At 53.0% G+C, this 23,602-nt stretch carries 18 protein-coding genes and 1 pseudogene; 5 read left to right on the top strand and 14 right to left on the bottom strand.

Annotated features, from left to right (window positions below; all coding sequences use genetic code 11):
* Position 1 precedes the first annotated feature (1 nt).
* Genes PT964_RS17060 through PT964_RS17050 form a run of 3 tightly spaced genes read left to right on the top strand, consistent with a single transcriptional unit; the run spans position 2 to position 3,079 of the window.
* Positions 2-775 (top strand): HAMP domain-containing protein, encoded by a 774-nt coding sequence (locus PT964_RS17060; protein ID WP_274364578.1) that lies wholly within the window; start codon positions 2-4, stop codon positions 773-775.
* Positions 739-1,527 carry a sensor histidine kinase gene (locus PT964_RS17055; protein WP_274364577.1) on the top strand — a complete coding sequence of 263 codons (789 nt, stop codon included), beginning with the start codon at positions 739-741 and terminating at the stop codon, positions 1,525-1,527. Before PT964_RS17060 ends, PT964_RS17055 begins: the two co-directional genes overlap by 37 nt.
* Positions 1,520-3,079 carry a DUF3369 domain-containing protein gene (locus PT964_RS17050; protein WP_274364576.1) on the top strand — a complete coding sequence of 520 codons (1,560 nt, stop codon included), beginning with the start codon at positions 1,520-1,522 and terminating at the stop codon, positions 3,077-3,079. Before PT964_RS17055 ends, PT964_RS17050 begins: the two co-directional genes overlap by 8 nt.
* 61 nt (positions 3,080-3,140) lie before the next feature.
* Here PT964_RS17050 and PT964_RS17045 read toward each other — a convergent pair whose 3' ends face one another.
* The 12 genes from PT964_RS17045 to PT964_RS16990 form a co-directional block, all read right to left on the bottom strand.
* Complete coding sequence (locus PT964_RS17045; protein WP_274364575.1) at positions 3,141-4,718, bottom strand: FAD-dependent oxidoreductase; 1,578 nt, start codon at positions 4,716-4,718, stop codon at positions 3,141-3,143.
* Positions 4,719-4,731: 13 nt separating this feature from the next.
* Positions 4,732-5,733 carry a zinc-dependent alcohol dehydrogenase gene (locus PT964_RS17040; protein ID WP_274364574.1) on the bottom strand — a complete coding sequence of 334 codons (1,002 nt, stop codon included), beginning with the start codon at positions 5,731-5,733 and terminating at the stop codon, positions 4,732-4,734.
* 16 nt (positions 5,734-5,749) lie between these two features.
* Positions 5,750-8,011: a helix-turn-helix transcriptional regulator gene (locus tag PT964_RS17035; protein ID WP_274364573.1), complete on the bottom strand. Its 2,262-nt coding sequence runs from the start codon at positions 8,009-8,011 to the stop codon at positions 5,750-5,752.
* A gap of 64 nt (positions 8,012-8,075) precedes the next feature.
* The gene (locus PT964_RS17030) at positions 8,076-8,942 is read right to left on the bottom strand and encodes a carbohydrate ABC transporter permease (RefSeq protein WP_274364572.1); all 867 of its coding nucleotides are present in this window, start codon (positions 8,940-8,942) and stop codon (positions 8,076-8,078) included.
* Positions 8,936-9,898: an ABC transporter permease gene (locus PT964_RS17025; protein ID WP_274364571.1), complete on the bottom strand. Its 963-nt coding sequence runs from the start codon at positions 9,896-9,898 to the stop codon at positions 8,936-8,938. The genes PT964_RS17030 and PT964_RS17025 overlap by 7 nt, the downstream gene beginning before the upstream one ends.
* Positions 9,899-9,969: 71 nt before the next feature.
* A complete protein-coding gene (locus tag PT964_RS17020) occupies positions 9,970-11,616 on the bottom strand; it encodes an extracellular solute-binding protein (RefSeq protein ID WP_274364570.1) in 1,647 nt (548 codons plus the stop codon).
* Between the two features lie 225 nt (positions 11,617-11,841).
* Entirely contained in the window at positions 11,842-12,900 is a 1,059-nt protein-coding gene (locus PT964_RS17015; protein ID WP_274364569.1) for a dihydrodipicolinate synthase family protein, read from the bottom strand.
* Positions 12,900-13,916 carry an NAD-dependent epimerase/dehydratase family protein gene (locus tag PT964_RS17010; RefSeq protein WP_274364568.1) on the bottom strand — a complete coding sequence of 339 codons (1,017 nt, stop codon included), beginning with the start codon at positions 13,914-13,916 and terminating at the stop codon, positions 12,900-12,902. The genes PT964_RS17015 and PT964_RS17010 overlap by 1 nt, the downstream gene beginning before the upstream one ends.
* Positions 13,917-14,024: 108 nt before the next feature.
* Complete coding sequence (locus PT964_RS17005) at positions 14,025-15,368, bottom strand: helix-turn-helix domain-containing protein (RefSeq protein WP_274364567.1); 1,344 nt, start codon at positions 15,366-15,368, stop codon at positions 14,025-14,027.
* 4 nt (positions 15,369-15,372) lie between these two features.
* Positions 15,373-15,561 carry a hypothetical protein gene (locus PT964_RS17000; protein ID WP_274364566.1) on the bottom strand — a complete coding sequence of 63 codons (189 nt, stop codon included), beginning with the start codon at positions 15,559-15,561 and terminating at the stop codon, positions 15,373-15,375.
* Positions 15,558-16,376, bottom strand: a complete 819-nt coding sequence (locus PT964_RS16995; RefSeq protein WP_274364565.1) for a class I SAM-dependent methyltransferase — start codon at positions 16,374-16,376, stop codon at positions 15,558-15,560. Before PT964_RS16995 ends, PT964_RS17000 begins: the two co-directional genes overlap by 4 nt.
* 117 nt (positions 16,377-16,493) lie before the next feature.
* Complete coding sequence (locus PT964_RS16990) at positions 16,494-18,203, bottom strand: alpha/beta hydrolase family protein (protein WP_274364564.1); 1,710 nt, start codon at positions 18,201-18,203, stop codon at positions 16,494-16,496.
* Between the two features lie 185 nt (positions 18,204-18,388).
* Between PT964_RS16990 and PT964_RS16985 the strand changes: the two genes are divergently transcribed.
* Positions 18,389-18,865: a DinB family protein gene (locus tag PT964_RS16985; RefSeq protein WP_274364563.1), complete on the top strand. Its 477-nt coding sequence runs from the start codon at positions 18,389-18,391 to the stop codon at positions 18,863-18,865.
* 290 nt (positions 18,866-19,155) lie between these two features.
* Here the strand turns inward: PT964_RS16985 and PT964_RS16980 are convergent.
* Positions 19,156-19,440 (bottom strand): annotated as a pseudogene (locus PT964_RS16980) (aldehyde dehydrogenase family protein); the annotation flags it as partial.
* Positions 19,441-19,638: 198 nt separating this feature from the next.
* Between PT964_RS16980 and PT964_RS16975 the strand changes: the two are divergent.
* Positions 19,639-21,849 carry a type IA DNA topoisomerase gene (locus PT964_RS16975; protein ID WP_274364562.1) on the top strand — a complete coding sequence of 737 codons (2,211 nt, stop codon included), beginning with the start codon at positions 19,639-19,641 and terminating at the stop codon, positions 21,847-21,849.
* Between the two features lie 150 nt (positions 21,850-21,999).
* Here the strand turns inward: PT964_RS16975 and gdhA are convergent, their stop codons facing one another.
* Positions 22,000-23,391 (bottom strand): NADP-specific glutamate dehydrogenase, encoded by a 1,392-nt coding sequence (gene gdhA, locus PT964_RS16970; protein ID WP_274364561.1) that lies wholly within the window; start codon positions 23,389-23,391, stop codon positions 22,000-22,002.
* Positions 23,392-23,602: the final 211 nt, after the last annotated feature.

Raw genomic sequence — 23,602 nt, 5'->3', positions numbered from 1 at the left:
CGTGTCGCGAAAAATATCATTACAAAAAAGAATTGTCATCTTAGTTTCCATTGTTACGTTTCTAACGATGTCCGTTATAATCGCGTTCGACTCCTTCTCTCTTGAAAAATCCGTGCAGCAGTCTTATGTGAGCCAATTGGAAGGAATCGCCACAGCGATTAACGCCCGATATGAGGAATCGCGGTCGATAGTGGACGTCCAGCAAATTTTTGATTACATCGAATATAAGAATGACGACGTACTGCAGCTAACGCTGTTGGGCTCGAAAAATATTCTTGCCTCTACGGACAGGGAACGAATCGGTCAGCCGACTCCGGACGGCACCTTGCGGCATTTGACCGAAGGCGGCGCGCAGGTTTCCCCGATCTATCGTGATCGCGACGGCGTGTTTAAAGTGGTGCTTACAAGCCCATTAATGGAAGACGGAGCCATAGCAGGAGCGATCGAGCTGATCCTTGACGCGTCCGAAAATATTGCGCTGATCCGGAATCGGGTTCAGCTCATCATTATCGTAGGCGTCTCGATTACACTGCTTCTGCTTGTCGCTTTGTGGTTCATTATCCGCAAAATGCTGATCAAACCGTTGATGGTGCTGCGGCAAGCGGCGATATCGGTCAAGAGCGGTCAACCGTACGAGGATATTACATTGCAATCGAGCCAGGAAATCAATGAAGTGGCTTCGGCCTTCAATGATATGGTGCATCAGCTTGAGGCCCGTTCCGGGAGCTGCAGGAAGCGATGCAGACGATTCAGACAGCCCAAAACCAGTTGGTAGAATCGGAAAAAATGGTCGCGCTCGGAAGTTTGGTCGCCGGAGTGTCGCATGAAATCAACACCCCCGTTGGCGTAGGGGTGACCGCAGCCTCCTACTTGGAAGAGAAGACGAAGCAATTTGCCGAGATCTATGAGCAAAATCAAATGAAACGCTCCGATCTGGAAGAATATATGAAGACGGTTCGCGAAACCGCCTCCATGCTTTTGACAAACCTTCATCGGGCGTCCGAGCTGATCCGAAGCTTTAAACAGGTCGCGGTGGACCGCTCGGTAGACGCGAAACGGAAGTTTCAAGTGTCCGGCTACATCAAAGAAATACTAACCAGCCTCCAGCCGAATCTAAAAAAGACGAAGCACCGCGTCGTCGTGGAAGGGGACGAGCGGATCGAGCTTTTCAGCGATCCCGGCGCTCTTTCGCAAATCATTACAAATTTAATTATGAATTCGCTGATACACGCATATAGCAGCGATGATGAAGGAACGATTTCCATCCATATACGCGAGGACGGCCGCCAAGCCGTCATTACATACGCCGACGACGGCAAAGGGATGCCGGAGGATGTGGTGAAGCGGATATTCGAACCGTTCTTTACTACGAATCGAGGCAAGGGCGGGACCGGCTTGGGGATGCACATCGTGTATAATCTCGTAACCCAATCGCTTGGGGGAACCGTTAAAGTAGACAGCGCGCTAGGCAAGGGAACGCGATTCACGATACTAATTCCGATGCATGCGGGAGGCGGCCATGAGTAATCCATCGAATAACGACGTGCTGTTTTTTGCCGACGAGGAACAAGCTCCGGTTGCAAGGGAACAGAGGCAGGAGCAGCCATATTGGAAAGTCCTCATTATTGACGATGAGAAGGAAATTCATCATATTACGAAGATGGTGCTCGGCGACGTCGTATTTGACGGCCGGCGGCTCGAATTTGTCAGCGCTTATTCCGAGAAAGAGGCTTACGAAGCCGTCGCAGCGAATCCGGACGTTGCTCTGCTGCTGCTCGACGTCGTCATGGAGAAGGAACATTCCGGCTTGAACGTGGTCAAGTACGTCCGGGAACAGCTTCGAAACCAGTCCGTCCGCATTATTTTGCGAACGGGCCAGCCGGGTCAAGCGCCGGAGAGGACCGTTATTACGGACTACGATATTAACGACTACAAGGAAAAAACGGAATTAACGAGCCAGAAGCTGTTTACGACCATCATTGCCGCGCTTCGCTCCTACCGGGACATTACGGTAATCGAGAACAATAAGAAGGGGTTGGAGGACATCATCAAATCGTCCTCAACCCTATTCGAGCTCCAATCGATCAAGAAATTCGCCAGCGGCGTGCTGACCCAGCTTACCTCGCTGTTAAAGCTGGACAACGCGGTCCATTGCAAAAGCTATGCCGTCGCCAAGGGCCAGGAAGACATATATATTTTGGCGGCAACGGGCGGATATCCGCAGGACAGGGAGAAGGTTCAGGATATCGTCCCTCCCCATGCCTTGAGAAGCATTGAAGAAACGTTCCGGGAGCGAAGAGGCAAATTTTACGAGGATCATTTTACGTGCTATTTTCAAAGCAAGACCGGCACGGAAAACGTCATCTACCTCGAGGGAGTTACAAGCCTTGACGAGTGGGATCGGTACTTGATCGAAATTTATTCCTCCAACGTTTCCGTCGCGTTCGAAAATATTTATTTGAACGACGAAATGGAAACGACCCAGAAGGAAATCATTTTCACCTTGGGCGAAATTGCGGAAACCCGTTCGAAGGAAACCGGAAACCACGTAAAGAGAGTCGCGGAATATTCCAAAATATTGGCGCTGAAAGCGGGGCTCTCGGAAGAGGAAGCCGAGCTTATTCGGTTGGCCTCGCCGATGCACGACGTCGGCAAGGTCGCCATACCCGATGCGATTCTCAACAAGCCGGGCAAGCTTACGGACGAAGAATTCGAGATGATTAAAAATCATACCAGTTACGGTTATGCGATGCTCAAGCATTCGAATCGGAAAATCATGAAAGCGGCGGCGATCATCGCACAGCAGCATCATGAGAAATATAACGGTAAAGGATATCCGCTCGGCTTGGCCGGTGAGGAAATACATATATACGGCAGAATTACGGCCATTGCGGACGTATTCGATGCGCTCGGCAGCGAAAGAGTGTACAAGAAGGCTTGGCCGCTGGAGGACATATTAACGTACTTTCGCGAGGAACGCGGCCATCATTTCGATCCGGCTCTCGTGGACTTATTTTTCGACAATCTGGAAGAAATATTGAAGGTTAGAAATCAGTACACCGACGATAAGACGTTCTAAAACATAAGGCACTCCCTGATCGGACGGTATCCGGTCAAGGAGCGCCTTTATCGGCATTTCGTCACACGGCGTGGATTTCCGGCCATCTTAATTCGATGCCCGCCGCGCTTAGCAGTTGTTGATAGTCCGCAAGCAGCGCGTTGCTGCCGCGAACCTCCCTTGGCGCTGTGCCGCGTTCCGTGCAGAAGGCGGCCAAATACCCGGCGGCCTCGCCGATATTCCATTCCACCGGATGCAGCCGGTAACAGCCGTTCGTAATGTGGGTCGAGCCGATATTTTTACAGGCGGCGATCAAGTTGTTCATTCGAACGGGTATCAAGCTGCCGAGCGGAATTTGAAACGGCAGGCTCGACACGTCGATATACGTGCGAAGCGCGGTGCTCGGGTGCAGGTCGATCCGGTAACACCCGATTCCGACCGAATCGAAATACGACTCCGCCTTCCCGTCGGGTCGACAGGCGGGACTTAGATGCTGCTCGACGATCGTAGTTTCCGCTTTGATTCTGCGAGACTCGCGGATGTACGGCATCTTCGCAAGCCCGTCGAGCGTCCCTGTAATATCCCCCCGCAGCCGCAAGCCCGGGTAGCCTGCTCCGCCATCCGGCCGAGGCGCCTCCGTTTGCATCCAATACATGAGCGACAAACTTAATTGGCGCGCGTTTTCCAGATGCTTCGCCCGCTCCTGCTCGCTGACGTCGATGACCGGTCCGAGCCAGTAATCGTTCTGCGGCCAGTTGACGATCGTGGCATCGGTTTCGAACGTGCCTTCGGCGAACAGCGATTTGTCGATGATGCGACGGTACCGGAACAGCGAAAACCATTGGGCCCCCGGCATGAGATCATAGGTGACCGGCTCCAGCGTATGCGGCCTCACTCCCGTCCAGCTGAGCAGCCTATCCGGCCAAAAATCCGCCTTGTAGTTGACCCAGAAGTCGTACTGCTCCGGCTTCGGGATCGTAAAGTCCCCGCCCTCCGCATAATCCATGGCAAAGCACCACGTAATGGCCTGCATTTCCGTCGGGTCCGGATCGCCCGGCAGCGCGTTCGGCTCCCCGGTTTGCTCCACCGATTCCGCGCCGGTGACATACTCCGTCCCCGTCAAAGGCAGCAAATCGCCTTCGTCCGTCGCATCGAGGAAATAGCCGGCGGTCAACACGAGACGATCGCCGGAATCCGCGTGACGCACATGAACCGCACGGACTAGGTCGCCTTCCGTCTCTGCCTCCGCAGCCTTGAACCTTTCGAGAATTTGCAGCCTGCCGCTATGTACGAAAGGCGCAAGCATGTCCCGAAGAACCGCGAGCGCCGCTCTCGGCTCATGAGCGATCCGGCTGACGTGCGCGTTGCCGGGATTCAAATGCACATTCGCGTTCGCGGCAGCCGTTAACGGAAAGTGCTGCCGATAATACGCTCTGATCCGATTCCGGAATTCCCGATAGGAAGCCGTGCAGCCGAATTTCTCAATCCATGGATGCTCGTCCGGAGGTACGGCCTGACTTGTCAGCTGCCCGCCGATCCAATCCGACTCCTCCGTCATGATGACTTGTTTTCCGGCTTTGGCCGCCGCATAAGCGGCGGAACAGCCCCCAAGGGAGCCTCCGATAATGACGATATCGGCATGCAAATGTCGTACGGTCATGCAACTTCCCCCTTTATTGGTAGCGTAAAAGCGTCCCCAGCGTTGAATCGCTTGAGCGGGCGTATTGCTCGTAAGCGGCCGCCGCTTGCTCAAGCGGATACACGCCGGTAATTAGCGGCGATACGGCGATTCGCTTCTCCGCCAGCAGACGGACGTACTCGGCGATGTTTCTCCCTTCCGTCCAGCGTACATAGCCGACCGGGTAATCGACATTGTTGCGCTCATAGCTTGCATCATAGCGTCCGGGACCGCCGGCGCGCGATATGAGCACCTGCGCCTCTTTCCCGAACATCTTCGCCCGCGAAAACTCAGTCGTCAGATCGCCTACCACGACAACCTTCCCGCGATCGCGAATCCATTCGAACGACCGGTTGATCAGCTGCTCCCCGGGGCCGGCCGCGCATAGCAGAACGGCGTCCGCTCCGAAGCCCCCCGTGATCTCGGTCAGCTCCCGCTCCAGCTCCTCCTGCGAGCAATATACATGCCGCAGACCTTGCCGGCGCAGCTGCTCCGCCCGTGCCGCGTTCAAATCGATACCCGCCGTCCGGTAACCGGCCGCTGATGCGATTTGAGCGGTCATATGCCCGAGAATGCCTAATCCGACGATAATGACGGCTTCGCCGAACTGGAGGTTTGCCGTCCGAAGCGCGTGGATTGCAATGGCGCCGAGCCCCGCAAAAGCCGCTTCTTCGGAAGTAACGTGATCCGGCAGCTTGGCGGTGAGATTGCTCGGCATCGACAGCAGCTCCGCGTGCCGGGCGTACGGCGCGCCGTAACAGGCAACTCTTTGGCCGATTTCGTAGCCGGTTACGTCTTCCCCGATCCGCTCGACGCGGCCGACGGCGCTGTAGCCGAGGACGGCCGGTTGGTCGGACGACCTTGTGAGCGCTGTCATTTCCGTCCCGGGGCTGATCGCGGAAAATTCCGTGCGAACGAGCAGGTGGCCTCTGGACGGAATCGGCGCTTCAAACGCTTTAATTACTATTTTACCATTTTGTGCCGCAATGGCCTTCATTAATTTTCGCTTCCCTTCAATCGGCCCGCTGCTTTCGGTAATCGCTGGGCGATAGGCCATAGTACTTTTTGAATGTGGACGTAAATGTCGACGCGTTCAAATACCCGGTTTTCTCGCCGATTTCAGACACGCTTAATTCCGTGTTTTTCAGAAATTCTCTGGCATGAGCGAGCCTTATTTTGTTTAAATACTCCACGAAATTCACGCCGAACGTTTTTTTGAAATAATTCGAAAAATATTTGGGGCTCGTTCCCGCAACGGCCGCCATATGGTCGAGATATAAATTTTCCATATAATGCAGCTCGATATATTGCGAGATGAACGCGGGATCCAGCTTTCCTTTCGGTTCCGGCTTGCTCTTGCCTGAAATCGAACGGGCGGTTCCGATCAAGTTGAGACGAACGGCTTCCGCTTCGTACGATTGTTCCAGCCGCGTGAGAAAGTCCGATTCCATCGCGTACAGCTCCCGTTGTTCGAACGATTGTGCAGGAAGCTGATTCACCATGGCATAGTACAAAAACTTCGCGATATGCAGAAACTGGTGAAAATGAACGTTTCGCTTCATATTTTCTTGCATGATTTCGTTGATCGTTTGCACGGCTTCCTCCGAATCGCCGCTTCGGATACAGCCCGCCGCCTTCTCGATCTTCTCCAGCGGCAAGTACATCTGATGCGAGAACGCTACGTCCTCGATGTCGAAGACCGGTCCGGGATCCCCTGCGCTTCGGTATGCGATCGCATCGGTGATATCAAGGTAGGCGGCGCGCCAATGCTCGACGCGGGAATCGTAGGCTTTGCTGGCGGCACCCCATATGCAATAGCCCTCCAGCTCCGGTCCCCTCCACATCCTTGCAAAGGAGCGCAGCTGCTCCATCGCTTGCTTTCGTTCCTTCGGATGCCGCAATCCGAACAGCGCAATAAATCCGAGATTGCCGGCGTGAAATACGACAAGATGCGGCCAACGCGCATGCAGCTCTCTCTGAAGCATATTCGCGGCCTCTTCCTGATGCGGCTTCTCCGCTTCTGCCGACACCCGCTGAAGATGAATGCCCGCCATGAAGAAGTACTCTTTTTCCAGCAGCTCGGAGAAATATTCCCGCATCTGCCGTTCGAAATCTTTATTGATCGGAAAAGCGTCTATCGCCTGCATAATCAAGCCGCGCCGAACTTCCGCGCTCATGAAATTCATCTTCGTCCGGTACGTCTCGTTCTCTTCCTGAATTTTCGCAATGTCCGATTGAATGCTGCCGTAATCCACCCGTCGGCTGACGCTGCCGCCGAGCAAGCGGACAATTTCTTTCACGGGGCGGATCAAGTAAAGACTAAGCATGGCGGACATCACCAATGCAATGACGATGGCCGAAACCATGATAAGCCGGTTTACATTGGAGACCGCCTCCAGATCTGCGAATTGATATGGGATTTTATTGACGTAAGTAAAATCGTTGTACTCCGATTTGAACAGCATATATTCGTAGTTTCGTTTTTTTAGCGTCTTCTCGTTTCCGCCTTCCAAATAAGCTTCGCTGAGCACCTCAACCAAATCCCAATCCCGGTCCGTTCCGAGAATGACGTTCCGGTCCTCGTCCATTACGATCAGGGAAGTGCCTTTCATCATCGTCCGTTGATTCACATGGCGCATTAATTTGTCCACATTGATCAGCACGATCACATTTTTGGGCGACAGCGTGTTGTTTCCCGCAATCGCCAGCAGTCTTCTGCTTCTTTGTGCAAACCCTAAATACGATTCGACGTATTCGGAAGCCGGCAGCACCTTCGTCGTCTGCTTCGTCCGATAGAACGACTTCCAAAATTCGGTGTTGTATAAGTTGTTCCGGTATTGATCGTTCAGCAGGCGGTCCAAACCGATCGTGCCCGCCGTCGTAATCGCCAAGTCGGAACCGTTATAGAACGTAATGACCTCTTCAATATAGTCATAGGCGGCGGAAGACCGAACATAGGTCGCAATATCTTGGCGCATCGAATAGGCGCTGTACATTTCCAGCGTGCCGTCCTCACTTACCATCGTATCGTACGGAAGCATATGGATGGAATAAATAAGGTTGTTAATATCTTTAAAACAATCGTCGAACGATTGAATAATGTTCGTTACGACCAAGCGGTTGTTTTCCTTCACTTGACCGTAAATCCCGTTAATCAAGTTACGGAATACGACGATATTGGACGTAACCATCAGCACAACGATGAACAGCAAGGCAAAAAAGATTTGCAAAAACCCTCTGCTCGCCACCAGCCTCATGATCCGCAATGCCCGCACCCCATTAGCGCCCCGGAAAAACCGGAGAAGGTTGTTAATCCTACATATTCAACGCGGCGGAACCCTAACCCTTCTCCGAACCGAGCATGACTCCTTTGGCGAAATATTTTTGCGCGAACGGGTAAATCATCAGCACCGGAATCATCGAGACGAATATGGTTGCGTTCTTGAGCGCCTCGGGAGCGAGCGCGGCACGGTCCACCAACGAGTTGGTCGTTTCGGCTTGCGCAAAAATCAGCATGTCTCTCAGAACGACCTGGAGCGGATATTTGTTCACCTCGTTCAAGTAAATCATCGGGATAAAATAGCTGTTCCAATGGCCCATGAAGTAAAACAGGCCGATCGAGGCGAGCGCCGGTTTCGAGAGCGGTATAATAATGCTGAACAATATTCGATATTCCGACGCGCCGTCGATTTTCGCGGACTCGCTGATCGCATCGGACATCGATTCGTAGAAGCTCTTAAGGATGAGCAGCTCGATCGTCCATATCGCATTCGGAAGGATGATCGCCCAGATCGTATCGATCAGCTGCAGCTTCTGCACGATCAAATAGGTCGGAATCATGCCCCCGTTAAAAAACATCGTGAGCACAATGGCAATCATAAAAAACTTTCTTCCGAAAAACGTCGTCTTGGACAGCGGATACGCCGCTACGGCCGTCATGAGCAAGTTGACGAACGTTCCCGAGACGGTATACAAGATCGTATTCAAATACGCTCTCGGCACGCGAGCTTCCGAAAAAATTTTGATATACGCATCAAGAGAGAAGCCTCTCGGCCATAAAAACACTTTTCCCTGCACGATATAAGAAGTTTCGCTGAACGATACCGCAATAATATATAGGATCGGGTAGAGCGTTACGGCGGCTACCCCGGTTAATAGCAGCGTGTTGATCATGCCGAAAACCGTAAACCTGTTTTCTCCTACCATAAGCTTTTCCCCCCAAGCCTTCTGCTTAGCACGTTGGAGATCAAGAGCATCATCAAAGCGATGACCGCTTCAAAAATGCCGACCGCGGAAGCATAGCTGTAGTTCGTCTCAAGGATGCCTTTCCGATACACGAAAGTCGAAAACACGTCCGCCACATCGTAGGTCATCGGATTATATAACAGCAGCACCTTTTCGTAGCCGATCCGAAACATGGAGCCGGCTTTGATTATGAACATAACTAGGACGGTAGGAAGAATACTCGGAATCGTTATATATCGGATCATGTGCCAGCGCGTGCTGCCGTCGACCTTCGCCGCCTCGTACAGCGACGGGTTGATTCCCGCAATGGCGGCCAAATAAATGATCGCTTCGTAACCCATCGAAGCCCAAATATCCGAAGAAATATAAATCGTTCGAAACCACGCCGGATCGATTAAAAAATATTTGCTTTCGAAGCCGAGCGCGACGATCAATTGGTTAATGATGCCTCGGGTCGGCGACAAAAAATCGATGACCATGCTGCTGATGATGACGACCGACAAAAAGGCCGGCAAATAGCTGAACGTTTGCACCGTTTTTTTGAATGCTTTGTTTCTTGCCTCGTTTAATAGAATCGCGAAAACAATAGGGAAAGGAAACGACCAAACCAGCGTAAAAAAGCCGAGTAAAAACGTATTTTTAAACAGAAGCCAAAAGTCGCTGCTTTGAAAGAACGCCTCAAAATGCTTGAGCCCCACCCACTTGCTGCCGAGTATGCCTTGAAATACGTTGTAATCCTTAAAAGCGATAATCATGCCGTACAACGGACCGTAACGAAAAAGCACGAAAAAAACGATGCAAGGAATAAATAAAATGAGAAGCTGGCGGTCCCGCTTCATATGCTTCCATAGAGCCGCCCGGCGCGAGCTTCCCGGTTTCGTCGTTGCGATCCGTCGGTCGATATCCGTTTGCCGCATGCTGATTCCCTCCTAACCGATGGCGCGGCACCCGGATTTTATATCCGAGTGCCGCTCGCTCCGGCGAAAGTCTATTGATTCGAGTCGTATCTTTGCTGCGCGTCGTTATAAATTTTGATAAACGAATCTTCTCCAAGCTTCTTTGCCTGCTGCAGCCACTCTTCCCACTGCTTGTCGCCGTAGTCTTTGGACAACACGTATTTCGTGCTGAATTCGATCGCCGGCTTGTAGATCGCGTTGTACAGATCCGCCTTTGCCGCCGTCTCTTCGTCCGTAAACTTCAGAACCGGGTCGGAAACTTCCTTCTTGCCGACCATCATATCTTGCGCTTCCTGTTCTTTTTCCGTGTAATTGAAGTATACGCTCCGCTCATCCGCACGCAGGTACATGCCTTCCAGCCACAAGCCGTATTTCTCTTCGAGCAGCTTAATGTCGATCAGCTCCGCATCCTTCAGCTCGGGGTAAGAAATCGAACCGTCCGCTTCAACGACGAACGATTTGCCTTCCACTCCGAGCATTACGAGCTCGGCGCCTGACGGGCTGCTCAAGTAGTCGAGCAATTTGAATGCCGCTTCTTTCTTGTCGTTGTTCGTTACCGCAAGCCCGAACGTCGTAATTTTCGGCAGCTCGCGAATGTTCATCGTCGGGCCGACCGCGTTTCCGTACCGAAGATTGTAATCCGGATTTTGATCCTTCACCTGGTTGTAGAACATATCGAGTCTTCCGATCCAGTCGTAAGTAACGAAAGATGCGTCCGTCGTCATCTTCGCCGTCCAAGAAGCCGACGTGTCGGTCATGACCTCCGGATCCATCAAGCCTTCGTTGTACAGCTTCTTCATGAAATCGAGCATGTCCTTATACGCCGGCTGCGTGAACGTAAGCTTCCATTGCTTGTCGCTCTCATCGAAATAGGACGGGTACTCCGATCCGACGATTCCCCAACCGTAGCCCCAGTCGCGGAAAATATATTCCGTCGTCTTCGAGGCGTAAGGATAAGATTTCGGATAAGCTTCTTTCAGCTTCTTAAGCGTTTGATAAAACTCGTCCGTGCTGTTCCACATCGGAATGCCCAGCTTGTCGAATATGTCTTTCCGATACAGGAAGCCGTGATTCACTTCGCGGTTAACTCCGTAAATCGGCCATGCATACACATTGCCGTTATCGTCCGAATACGATTTCATCACCCAGCTGTTTTCTTCCACATACAGCTTCTTAAAGTTGGGAAGCTTGTCGATATACTCGTTGATCGGCGCTACTACGCCTTGCGAACCCATCTTGTTTACTTCGGACAACGTTAAGCCGTGAAACAAATCGGGCAGCTTGCCGGAGGCGAGCACAACCTTGAGCTTATCTTTATAAGTAGCAGGGGAGTATGCCTGAATGTCGAGCTTAATGCCCGTCCGTTTTTCAATTTCTTGCACGATCAAGCTATTGTTCAAATTCGTATTTTCGCTCACCAGCATCCACGTCAGCGTCACAGGCTTATCCACAAGCGGCAGCTTCAAACCGCCGGTGTCGCCGTACTGCTGAGCTTCTTCCGCGGCCTGCTCTTCTTCCGCTGCCGCGGCATCTCCCGAATCATCCGCTGGAGCTTCATTCTCCGCCGCGCTTCCCGACGGCTCCCCGCCGCTTTGCTCCGACGCGCCGCCGCCGCAGCCAGCAAACAGCGAAACCACGAGAGCCAGCAATAAAGCGAGATACGTCATCTTCTTTGCCATTTTTGTTTTCCTCCCTTTGTATCGGTTCGATTCGCATCCGGGACTTAGGATCCCGTCGCTGGCTTCATGATAAGAGCGCATGAAGACGGACGTAAATAAAGCGTTTTCATAATTCGTTCGTTTTTGACCGCTCCGGGACGGTTAACGCCGAAAATCGCTGATACTGCAACGTTTTTCGCGTGTGGAAAATGATAAAGCGATAGAAAATGATAAAATTCATACGATTTATTCGAGCCACTCCCGCAGACGGCTGCGTACAAAATCGTCATCGTGCAAATGCGGGTAAGCCGAATACACTCTGTCGATTTCTTCGGATTGCCCCCGAGAGAGCGTCTCGTCCGGGTTCAAGCACCATGTGCCTCGCAGGAGACCTTGCCGTCTCAGCACCTCATGGATTCCCGGGATGCATCCGGCGAAGCTGTGCGCAGGGTCGAACAACGCCGCATTGCAATCGGTCACCTCAATATTTCTGGTTAGCCATTCGAGAGATACGCTGCCGCTCCTTCTTACCTTCTTTATTTGGTCAAGCAGCTCGACCGCTTTGCTTGTCCAAACCGCCCAGTGGCCGAGCAGGCCGCCGACGATCGCCTTTTCCACCTGCTCCCCGCCCGCGTCGAACCGGTACGTCGTAAGCAGATCGTTTACGATATTGTCGTCGTTCCCCGTATACAGCGCAATTTCGTCCCTTCTGCCCGATGCGCATACGGCACGGACGACGTCGATCGTCTGATACCGGTTAAAGGGCGCCAGCTTGATGGCGACGATTCCCGGAATTTCGGCAAACTCCCGCCAAAAATCGTAGCTGAACACTCTCCCTCCGACCGACGGCTGAAGGTAAAATCCGAACAACGGCATCATTTCCGCGACCTTTTCCGTACGCTTCAGCAATTCGCCTTCGCTCCAGCCGCTCAGCCCGCCCATGCTTAACAAGCCGGCGTCATAGCCCAAGCCCGCGGCGAGCTCCGCTTCTGCAACCGCCTGCTCCGTCGGTCCGCAGATGCCGGCAATTTTCAGAAACGGTTGGCCCGCCGCCGCCGTATTCGCCTCTTCGGCGGCCAGACGAAGCACCGGCTCCAGTAGGTTGACGTTTTTATCCCTGATTTCAAATTGGGTAGAATGAACGCCTACCGCTATTCCGCCAGCGCCGGAAGCGACATAATATCTCGTTAAAGCGCGCTGATGGCGCTCGTCTAGCCGTCTATGTTCAGTAAGCGCAAGCGGGTGAGCCGGAATGACAAGCCCGTCGTGCAGCGCCTTGAGCTGCGAAGCGTTCAACCGTTTCATTAAAATTTGCCCTCCCTTTGCTGAAAGTGCGTCGGCTTGTTCAAGGTTTCGCCGCCCGATTGTACCCAATCCGCCGTCCAATCGATCATTTGCAGCAAGGAGACGCGAGGATATCCGAACAGCTGATGCGATTTCGACGCATTGCTGAGCAGCGCCGTTTCGGCTTCGCTTCCCTTGAATTTCGCTTCCTTTCCTAACCGTTTGGCGAATTCGCTCGCCGCCCAGCGGACGGACATCGTCTCCGGACCGGTCACGTTGACCACATTCGGCGGATACGAGCATACGTTCAAGCAGCGAAGCGCCATTTCGTTCGCATCGCCTTGCCAGATCACATTCGCGTGCCCCATCGTCAAATCGATTTCTTTGCCTTCGAATACGGACCTAGCAATTTCGAGCAGAACGCCGTATCGAAGGTCGATGGCGTAATTCAGCCGGAATATGGCCATTTTCGTTCCGTATTTATGGGCATGGTATTCGAATATACGCTCGCGCCCAAGGCACGATTGGGCGTATTCGCCGATCGGCCCCGGCGGCACCGACTCGGTAACGCCGCCGAGCGCAACCGGAGTGAGCGGATACACATTGCCTGAGGAAAACACGACAATTTTCGAGTTTCGGTACTTTTCGGCCACTCTTCCGGGCAAATACGAGTTCATAGCCCAAGTGAAGTGCTCGTTGCCGGTGGTTCCGAATTTATTGCCGGCCATATAAATGACGTTGGGTGCTTCCGGCAACTGCTGCAACTCGGCATCGTTCAGCAAATCGCAGACAATCGTCTCGACGCCCGCCTCTTCCAAATCCCGGCGTGCCTCGACGCTTGAAAAGCGCGATACCCCGATCACCCGTTTCCGTTTGCCCGACTGCTGAATCGCTTGGCTTGCCAGCCTCGCCAGGCTCGGCCCCATCTTTCCTCCCACGCCGAGCACGATGATGTCGCCGTCGATCGCGGCTAGATCCGTAATGCATTGCGGAGACGGCTCCGCCAGCTTCGCTTCCAATTCGGCCACCGTTTTCAATGAAATCTACTCCTCTCGTTTCATGAGTTCATGGTAATAATTTCATCTTATGGGCCGCCGATATATAAAGACAAATCTTTTAATCGTCTTTAAATCGAAAAACAACCCTTACGTATAAGGGTTGTTCAACAGAAACGAAAACCGGAATATTTGTCTCGGCCGTCCCCTGGGCACCTTCTCGATTCCCGCAATTTCGACCAATCCGTTATCCATCCATTGCTCCAGCAGCCGGTGGGCGCTCCGCACCGTAATATCCAGCAGCTGCGCAAGCTCGTGAACCATATAATCGACTTTGCCGGCACGGGCCGACTGATTCAGCAGCTTCGTCAAATAGGCGCTCGTCATTCCCGCATCCTCCGCTTGTCTCAGCAGCTCGGGATCGGTTAGCGACATCACTTGCTCCACCGGCTCGCCCATCTCCAGCGGCCCGATCAGCGTCTTGTCCTCCCGCAATATAAAGCAAGTGTTTCCGCCGGCTTCCTTCGCTTTTCTTAAAGCGGTCCTGGCATTCGTCCCTGCACCGCTCGCGGTTAGGCCGAAACCGATGCCGATGCTGAGCGTGATTCCGTACGTCTTTCTCGTATCCTTCGCCAGCGGAATCGCTTTGTAGCCGCCGGTTTCCCGCTCGAACACGCCGCGGGTCGTAAAGAACAAGTATTCCTCCCCGCCGGTATGCGACAAATAGCCTTCCAGCGATTCCACATAATCGAGCATCATCCGTTGAATGTCCAGCTTCAGCTTCTGGAGCCCATGCTCGTTGCCTCGCTTCAGCGCCAGCTGCTCGAAATCGTCAACGCTCACCATGCCGACGACGATTTGCGACTCTTTCATCCGTCTCGTCTCAGTCGACAAAAGAGCCCTCTCCAGCGAGACGACCATATCTTGCTCCGCAGGCTCCAGCCACTGAGCCGGAATGCCGCGGCCGGCAAGCTCCTCCGCCACGGACTTCACGCCCGTAAACGCCGCGCCGCTTACGCCTGCCTCGTACCTCTCCATATGAAACCGAATGAGATGAACTTTGGACGCGTAGGCCGGTCCGTCATAGCAAATAAATTGCGTCTGCTCATGACGCTTGATGTCTTTAAGCGTCTTTGAAACCGCAAGCTCCGTCATCGAATCAATGCTGAACCGGCTTGGCATGCTCCCGTCGGTTGACATGCGGAACAACGCTTTGATCAGCCCGGAGCCCGTTATCGGAATATGAATGACGGATACGTCCGATGGGAGCTTTTCTTTCATTCGCTTATGAACATACGGTCCCGGCACGAGAATGACTTCCACTTCCCGTTGCAGCCGTTCCGCTGCCGCAAGCGCCTCTTCCTCTTGCTCTGCGACCGCCGGCGTCGGTACGAACGTCGGGAAAGCGGTAATTCGCTGCAATACGCTGTGTACAAACGGCTTCGGGCCGATGATTCCGATATTGATGTGCGGTTTCGATATTATTGGTGCCAAGGCGTTACCTCGGTTTAGCGACAATGCCGTTATGCGCCTTGATAAAGCCGTGCCGTAAAATATCGAATCCGCCTTCGTAAACGTACAACCCCATCTGTCTAATGTCCATCAGCTCCCGGTACGTATGATTCATCACATCGGCCATCATCGTATAAAATAACTTCGATCTCATCTGGCGGCGTGGCGTCGTCATGATATCACGCACCCGCCCGGCTTTAAAAACCGTCTATGCCAGTCCATCGCTTCATGCTTGTATTCATCCGGAAAATGTTCCAACAGGCCCACGCTGATGACAATGTCGAACTCTTTCCCGAACGACAAATTGCGAATGTCATCCACCACATAGTGAATGTTCATTTGATCCTTGTGCCAAACCTTTGGCTGCCCCGTTACCGGATCTTTGCCCAGAAACGGGTACGCGTCGGGAAAGCGGCCGAACCGGTCGGTGCGGCAGAAGTCGTCGTAGTCGACCAATACCGTTTCGCCGCCGGGATACATTGCGGCAAGCTGCATCCCTTCGTAGCCTTCCGCCGCTCCAAGAAATAAGATGCGCGGTTTGTTCACGTCAAGTCCTTCGAACAAAGCGCGTTTGCCGCGCGGATCCCAGATGCCGTCCTCTACCCGGTGCGCATAATTCCATAACGACAGCCGAAGCGTGTCGCCGAGCGCTTCCTTCACTTCGCCCAATCGAAACCCGGCCAGCAGCTCAACAAGCCTCTTCTTGCTTTCCGTCAGCTCCCCGGGCACATCCTTCACAAACCATTCATGAAAGGACCGGTTGAAAAACTCCCAAGACGTCTTCACCGGCATTTCGCCGTGCTCGCGCTCCCACTCCCGCTTCGATTTCGCAACCGTACGAACCTCATACGGCTTGCCGACGTCCTTCCATGTCAGCTGCGACCAATCGGATACGACGTTCGCGTTTATAAACCGGTCCAAGCCCCGATTGTCCGCATTCCGCAAATCGGCCCGGTAGCTCGGCGTCAGCCATGTCGTCTCCAGTTCCATCCTTTCATTCAGCTCCTCCATCGGCATCGTAATAAAGCGCTTACATATTATCGGAATTATATCACAAAAAAACGGCGGCGCGCAGGATTTTCCCGCGCTAGCCGCCGTTTTTCCGCATTATTGCTTTTTAATCCAAGCCGCAATATCCTGAACGATTTCCTCGGAGACGTTGGAAGGCTCGTTGTACTCCAAGCCGATCGACACGTCCTTGTAAGCGGCAAGCACATGGTTCACATCCGCATACGATTTGAACTCGACGTCAGTGCGGTCCTTCAACGCTTCTTTCCAAAGTCCGAACTGGTTCATCGATACTTGCCAGTCGTTCTCCCCTTGCAGAATGAGCATCGGTTTCGATAGCTCTTTCGCCTCTTCGGCCGGCCGGTAATCGCGCTGCTCAAACCACCAGTATGCGGGCTGCAGCGGGAAATTGGGCGGCAGGTTGTCCTTGGAATATTCCGGATTGTTCACCGATTCGGCGATCGCCGTCCACATGGCGGACGACTGTCCTTGCTGCGCGACGATCTCCTCGGGAAGGCCCAGCAGTTTCATGCGTTCCAAGACTTCCTTTTGCTGCTCGATAATGACCGTTGTCATATTTTCGCTTGGCGCAGACAGCAGAACGGCTCCGGCAAGCGTTCCCGCTTCGTCGCTCTCCAGAATGAGCGGCATGGCGTAGCCGCCTTGACTGTGTCCCGCCGCGAAAATTTTCGCCGGGTCGATTCCTTCCGTTTGCTTTAGCAGCTCGGCGGCCTTCAACACATCGGCGACCGACTCGTCCTTCAGCGTAAATTTCGGATTGCCCGAAACTTTGGCGGTATGCTCCTTCGTCACCTTCTCATAACGAAGCACCGCAATGCCTTGGGAAGCAAGCCCTGCCGCCAAATCCTTAAACGGCTTCGTGCCGCCGATCGTCGAATCCCGATCGTGCGGTCCGGACCCGTGGACAAGGATGACTGCCGGGAATCTGCCTTCTCCCTTCGGCATCGTAAGCGTGCCCGGAAGCGCGAACGGACCGTCGCCGATGACGACTTCGCGCTCCGAATACGTTTCCGGACGATCGTACGACGGCGATTGATAGGATGCTGCCGGCTCGCTTGCGAGCGACAGGGTGAAGTCGTCGATTTGGCGGTCTTTATCGAAACGGACGGTAAATTCGATAGGGATCGGCGTATTCGCCGCCTCATACAGCATCGTCACGTTCGTATGTACTCCGTTGGCCGACACGCTGGAAGAGAGCTGCTTGGACAGTTCGCCGAAGGCGGCCTTCACCTTCATCGCGAACAACGCGAACGCTTCCGGCGGCATCGCCTCTTTCAAGCCCGCGGTGGCGGAAAACAAAATTTCGTTAACGTCTCCTCTGTTCAACCGGTAAATGAATTGCGAGGCTTGCCCTTCGACATCGTCCGCACCGAACATCACTTTCCCTTGCTCCGGATTCCATTCGATGCTGGCGTTTAGCACTCGATTGATAAACTCTACCGGAACATGCGCGGTTTGACCGATCATTTCCGCCTTGCGCCCGATCGGAACTTCCTCGCCGTTTACGGTCGCCGTTTCTCCGCCGATCTTCACAACGATGGAGGTCGCTCCTTTCGACAGCGTCACGCTGCGATCTGCAGCGTTCCATTGCACATGCGCTCCTAACGATTCGGCCGCTTGGCGAATCGGCGCCATTACCGGCCCCGCCGCAGCTTCCGCATTCGCTTGTGCGGCCGGTGCGCTGCCGTCTGTCGAAGCGGCCGCGCTAACGGCCGGCGCCGCCAACGTTAAGGCTAATGAAGCGCTGATGATCGCCTTCAAAGCCGTTGTAGATAATACTTTTTCCATAAAAGTCGCTTCCCCCTAGTCTATCATTGTGCTGCAACTCTTTTATTATATGAAGCTTATAGCCTAAAAAGATAGTGACTGCGGTCATAATTATTATCAATTTTGGTAACAAAAAAAGTTGACCGATACGGTCTTGTTTATGCATGATATAATTTGTTTTTAGGCTGAAAAATGGAGGAAACGAAATGAATGCAATTGATATGATCGTTCTTAACTTTGAAGAGGTTCGGCGCAGAAGCATCAAAGTTTGGAACGGTATTCCGCAGCAAATGTTGAATTGGAAGCCGGACGAAAATGCCCTGACTTGTTCCGAAATGATCAGGCATGTTCTGGAAGGCGAATTTCTTTATCACCGGATATTGATCGGCAGAGGGAGCAAAGCGCTGTCGCAAATATCGAATCCTTACGAAGGCAGGCAGTTTACGTCCGTAGAAGATGAGCTTGCTTTCGCTCGGCCCTATCGGGAGGAATTCATCCGATATATTAAATCCGTTAACGTAACCGACTTGGAGAGTGTAAACATAGACCGCTCCGATGTAGGCTATGTCAGGACGCTGGGAGACATGCTGCTGCGTATTGCCTACCATGAATCCGTTCACACCGGCCAGCTGCTCGACTATATGAGAACGATGAAGGTGGACCGCCCGAAAATATGGGATTGAAGTTTATGTAAGAGATGCGGCAATCCCCGGAATCGGATTTACCCATTCGGGTGGCCGGCGGCTCGTTCTGACGTAACGGACAGGGGTGCGGCTATTCGGCGTTTTGGATAGAGTTTGCAATTGTAACGGACACCACTGCAGTTATTTCCTCGAAAAAGCAGGGATCAGCGCCAAAAATCGGGGGTTAGCGGCTGTGGTGACCGTTAAAGATATGACAGTGGGCAAATGGGCGATTTAACGTCTATGGTGTCCGTTAGCCCTATAAGGGTTACCCGACACGTACAAAATTGCTATTTCAGGAACCGTTTCACGATATTCAAACCGTTCTTCCTATTCGGATATCGGAACGGCAAATCGAATAGCGTCGTTTGCTTCAGAACGCTCTTGCGATGCGAGAACGTATCGAAGCTTCCTTTGCCGTGATACGCGCCGATGCCGCTTGAACCCAAGCGACTCGTCACCTCATGAATGACTTTGTCTAATGCCTCGTATTCCAACACGGGGAGAATCGGGCCGAAAATTTCGTCCTGCATGACTGCGTCCTCCCGCCTAACGCCGTCCAACACCGTCGGCTCCTCCAGAAACACCTTCTTCACGCTGCTATGCAATGATCAAGCTGTTTGCCGGGACCATCCTTATGCTGCTCAATAGCTTTAGTATATATCGGTTTCGGGACCATAGGAAAAAAGTTACCCGTCATAGCAGGTTTTTCGGCGCTCGCCATCTAATTAAATAATAGTGAAATCGCAGGAACGAGAGGTACCGAAGCAGCAATGAAGACATTAGTCATCGCAGAAAAACCGGACATGGGCAGAAATATAGCCGCCGCCATCGAACCTAGAGCCGTCAACAAACGAACGCATATCGAAGGTGAGCGATATATTATTACTTGGGCGATCGGCCATCTGGTGACGCTTGCGGAGCCGGACAAATACGACGAGAAGTACAAGAAGTGGAACATGAACGATCTGCCGATCATTCCGGAGCAATTCAAGCTCATCCCGAACTATAAGACGAAGGATCAGTTGAAAACGATCTCCGAGCTTGCGAAGCAATGCGACGCGCTGGTGAACGCATGCGACGCCGGGCGCGAGGGGCAATATATTTTTTATTTGATCCAGCGCTATCTTAAGCTCAGGCACCCGGTAAAGCGGCTATGGATTTCGGACCTGACGCCGGAGACGATCCGTGCGGGCTTCGCCAATTTGAAGGACGGCGCGGATTACGACAACCTGACGAAAGCGGCGAGAGCCCGCAGCGAAGCCGATTGGCTGGTCGGCATGAACGGCTCCCGCGCGTTTACGGTCAAGCATAATGTGCTGCTGTCGGTCGGCCGGGTTCAAACCCCGGTGCTGGCGCTCATTTATGACCGTCAAAAGCAGATCGAATCGTTCTCCTCCCTCATCTATTACGAGGTCGTCGGCCATTTTTCCCAAGACGGCGTCTTGTATAAGGGACTTTGGCAAGGGGAACGCATTCACGATAAAACGAAGGCGGAGACGATTGCAGCCAAAACATCCGGTCAAAAAGGCCGAGTCGCTTCCTACGAGGTCAAGGAAACGAAGGAGTACCCGTACAAGCTGTTCGATCTTACGCTGCTGCAGCGCGAAGCGAACGCCAAGTGCGGCTTCTCCGCCAAAAAAACGTTGGATGTCGCGCAATCGCTGTATGAAAAGCATAAAGCGATCTCGTATCCGCGGACGAACTCAAACTATGTGACGGAGCAAAACATCCCCGAGATGCACCGGGCGTTGGACGCCTTGAGAGGCAGCGCGTACGATGAATTGGTGAAAGGCGCCTCCAAGCAGCTCGTCCATACGAAAAATTTCAACGTCTGCAATCCGAGCAAGGTCGAGGATCACCACGCGATTCTTCCGACCGCGAAAAAACCGGGAAGCCTCACTCCCGACGAAGCGAAAATATACGATTTGATTATACGGCGGTTCCTTTCTCATTTTTACCCGCCTGCGGAGTATAAAATGCACACCGTCCTCACCGAGGTTGCAGAGGAAACGTTCAAAACGACGGTGAAGGAGCTGCTCCGGCTCGGGTGGAAAACGGTGTACGCCGACCAAGCGAAGGAAAAGCCGAAGTCGAGGTCCAAAGACAAACAGAACGAAGAGCAGGAAGAAGAGGACGAAACCGATACGCCGTTCGAGCTTGACCCGCAGCAAAGCGTCGTCTGCGACAAGGCGGAGGTGAACGAGAAGGAGACGCAGCCGCCGAAGGCCTACACCGAGGGAACGCTGCTGAAAGCGATGGAGAGCGCCGGCAAAGCCGTGGAGGACGAAGAGCTCCGCGACGCCATGAAGGATTCGGGGCTTGGCACCCCTGCCACCCGCGCAGCGACCATCGAGCGGTTGAAGCAGGTCGATTACATTGAGATGCAGGGCAAAAAGATTACGATTACCCAGAAGGGGCGCATGGCGGTCGAGCTGATCCGGGCCGCCGGAGTAGAGCTGCTTACGTCTCCGGAAATGACCGGCCACTGGGAGCGCAGATTGAACGAAATTTCCAAGGGTGCAGCCGAGGATGACGCGTTCATGGCGAAGGTGAAGCAGTTCGCCGCCTCCATCGTCGACAAGGTGCGCAGCCAGCAGCGGGCGGACCGGTCCGCCTTCGGCAATGACGGCGATTCCTCGCCGAAGAAAGGCGCTAGGAAGCCCCGCAGCGGAGCGGCCTTACGAACGAAATCGGCGCCGCCCGCCGCGGGAGGGACGATTGCGCCTTGCCCGAGAGAAGGCTGCGGCGGCCAAATTTTTATGGGCCGCAAAGGTTACGGATGCAGCCACTATAAGAACGGATGCGGATTCGTAATCTGGAAAGAAAGCTTCGGCAAATCGCTGACCGATACGATGATCAAATCGCTGATTGAGAAAGGAAAAACGGGCAAGCTGAAATTTAAAGCCAAAGACGGGTCTTCTTTCGAGGCAAAAATTGCGTTAACGGACCGGAACACAGGAAAAATAGAGCTGGAGCGATAGCTCCGGCTCTTTTTTACCCTATACCTTGTTCACGTTGAGGACGAAGCCGTTCCGCAATTTCGCCGGCAAAGACCGGGCGGGAATAATAACGACGCCAATGCTACGAATAAAGCCGTCCTCGAAAGGACGGCTTGATGAAAGTCTTATCGATTATACGACGCCTTGTGCAAGCATGGAATCGGCTACCTTGATGAAGCCGGCAATGTTGGCGCCTACCACCAGATTGCCCGCGAATCCGTATTCCTCCGCAGCGCGAACGCTGCTATCGTAAATGTTTTTCATAATTTGGTGAAGCTTTGCATCGACCTCTTCGAACGTCCAAGAGTATCTCATGCTGTTCTGGGACATCTCCAGGGCCGATACCGAGACGCCTCCGGCATTGGCTGCCTTTGCGGGTCCGAACAAAACTCCGTTCTTAAGGAATACGTCGATCGCTTCCAGCGTCGAAGGCATGTTCGCGCCTTCGCCTACGGCTTTGCAGCCGTTCTTAACAAGCAGCTTGGCCTGCTCCTCGTTAATTTCGTTCTGCGTTGCGCACGGAAGCGCGATATCGCACGGAATCGACCAAATTCCTTCGAAGCCTTCCACATATTCCGCATGCGGATGCGCTACAACGTACTCTTTAATCCGTTTCCGTTCGACCTCTTTCAATCTCTTAACGGTTTCGAGGTTGATTCCTTGCGGATCGTAAACATATCCGTTCGAATCGCTGCAAGCGACGACCTTCGCGCCGAGCTGTTGAGCTTTCTCAATCGCATAAATCGACACGTTGCCGGAGCCGGATACGACCACCGTGCTGTTCTCAAAGCTTAACCCTTTATCCTTGAGCATCTCTTGTACAAAATAGACGCAACCGTAACCGGTGGCTTCCGTCCGCACCAGGCTTCCGCCGTACGTCAATCCCTTGCCGGTCAGAACGCCTGCCTCATTGCCGCCGCGAATTCTTTTGTACTGGCCGAACATATAACCGATTTCTCTGCCGCCTACGCCGATATCGCCGGCCGGAACGTCCGCGTCCGGTCCGATGTATTTATATAGCTCCGTCATAAAGCTTTGGGTAAACCGCATCACCTCGGCATCGCTCTTCCCTTTCGGATCGAAGTCGGAGCCGCCCTTGCCGCCGCCGATCGGCAGGCCGGAGAGGGAGTTTTTGAAAATTTGCTCGAATCCCAAAAATTTGATGATGCTCGCGTTTACCGAAGGATGGAACCGAAGGCCGCCCTTGTAAGGCCCGATGGCGCTGTTAAACTGTACGCGGAAGCCGCGGTTCACTTGCACTTTGCCGCTGTCGTCCGTCCACGGCACACGGAACATTATGACTCTTTCCGGCTCTACGATTCTTTCCAAGATGCTGTTGTTCATGTATTTCGGATGCCTTGCCAATACGGGGACAAGGGATTCCAAAATTTCCGTGATCGCTTGATGAAACTCTTGCTCGTTCGGGTTACGATGGATAACCGTTTGAATAACGTCTTGTACATATTGTCTTGCTGTTTCGTAGCCTTCTTGATTTTTCAACTGATCATGTTCGACAAACGACAATTTGTACTCACCTCACACTTAATTCGCTTCAACGTATTGAACCGTTAAAGTGTATTATAAACGTTTGAAATGATCGAACAATAGATTTTCACCAAAAAAAACAGCGATTTTAATCGAAAAAACCTAACGTGCATAAAGGGAATTTTTATAAGTACATGGTATGTAATCTAACATAACAGGATCGATAACTTACATCTCTTACTCTTAGGAA

Source organism: Paenibacillus thermotolerans, assembly GCF_028745515.1.
Taxonomy (GTDB): Bacteria; Bacillota; Bacilli; order Paenibacillales; family YIM-B00363; genus Paenibacillus_AE; species Paenibacillus_AE thermotolerans.
The sequence above is the reverse complement of the archived record's forward strand: the minus strand, read 5'-3'. Positions and strand labels throughout refer to the sequence as shown.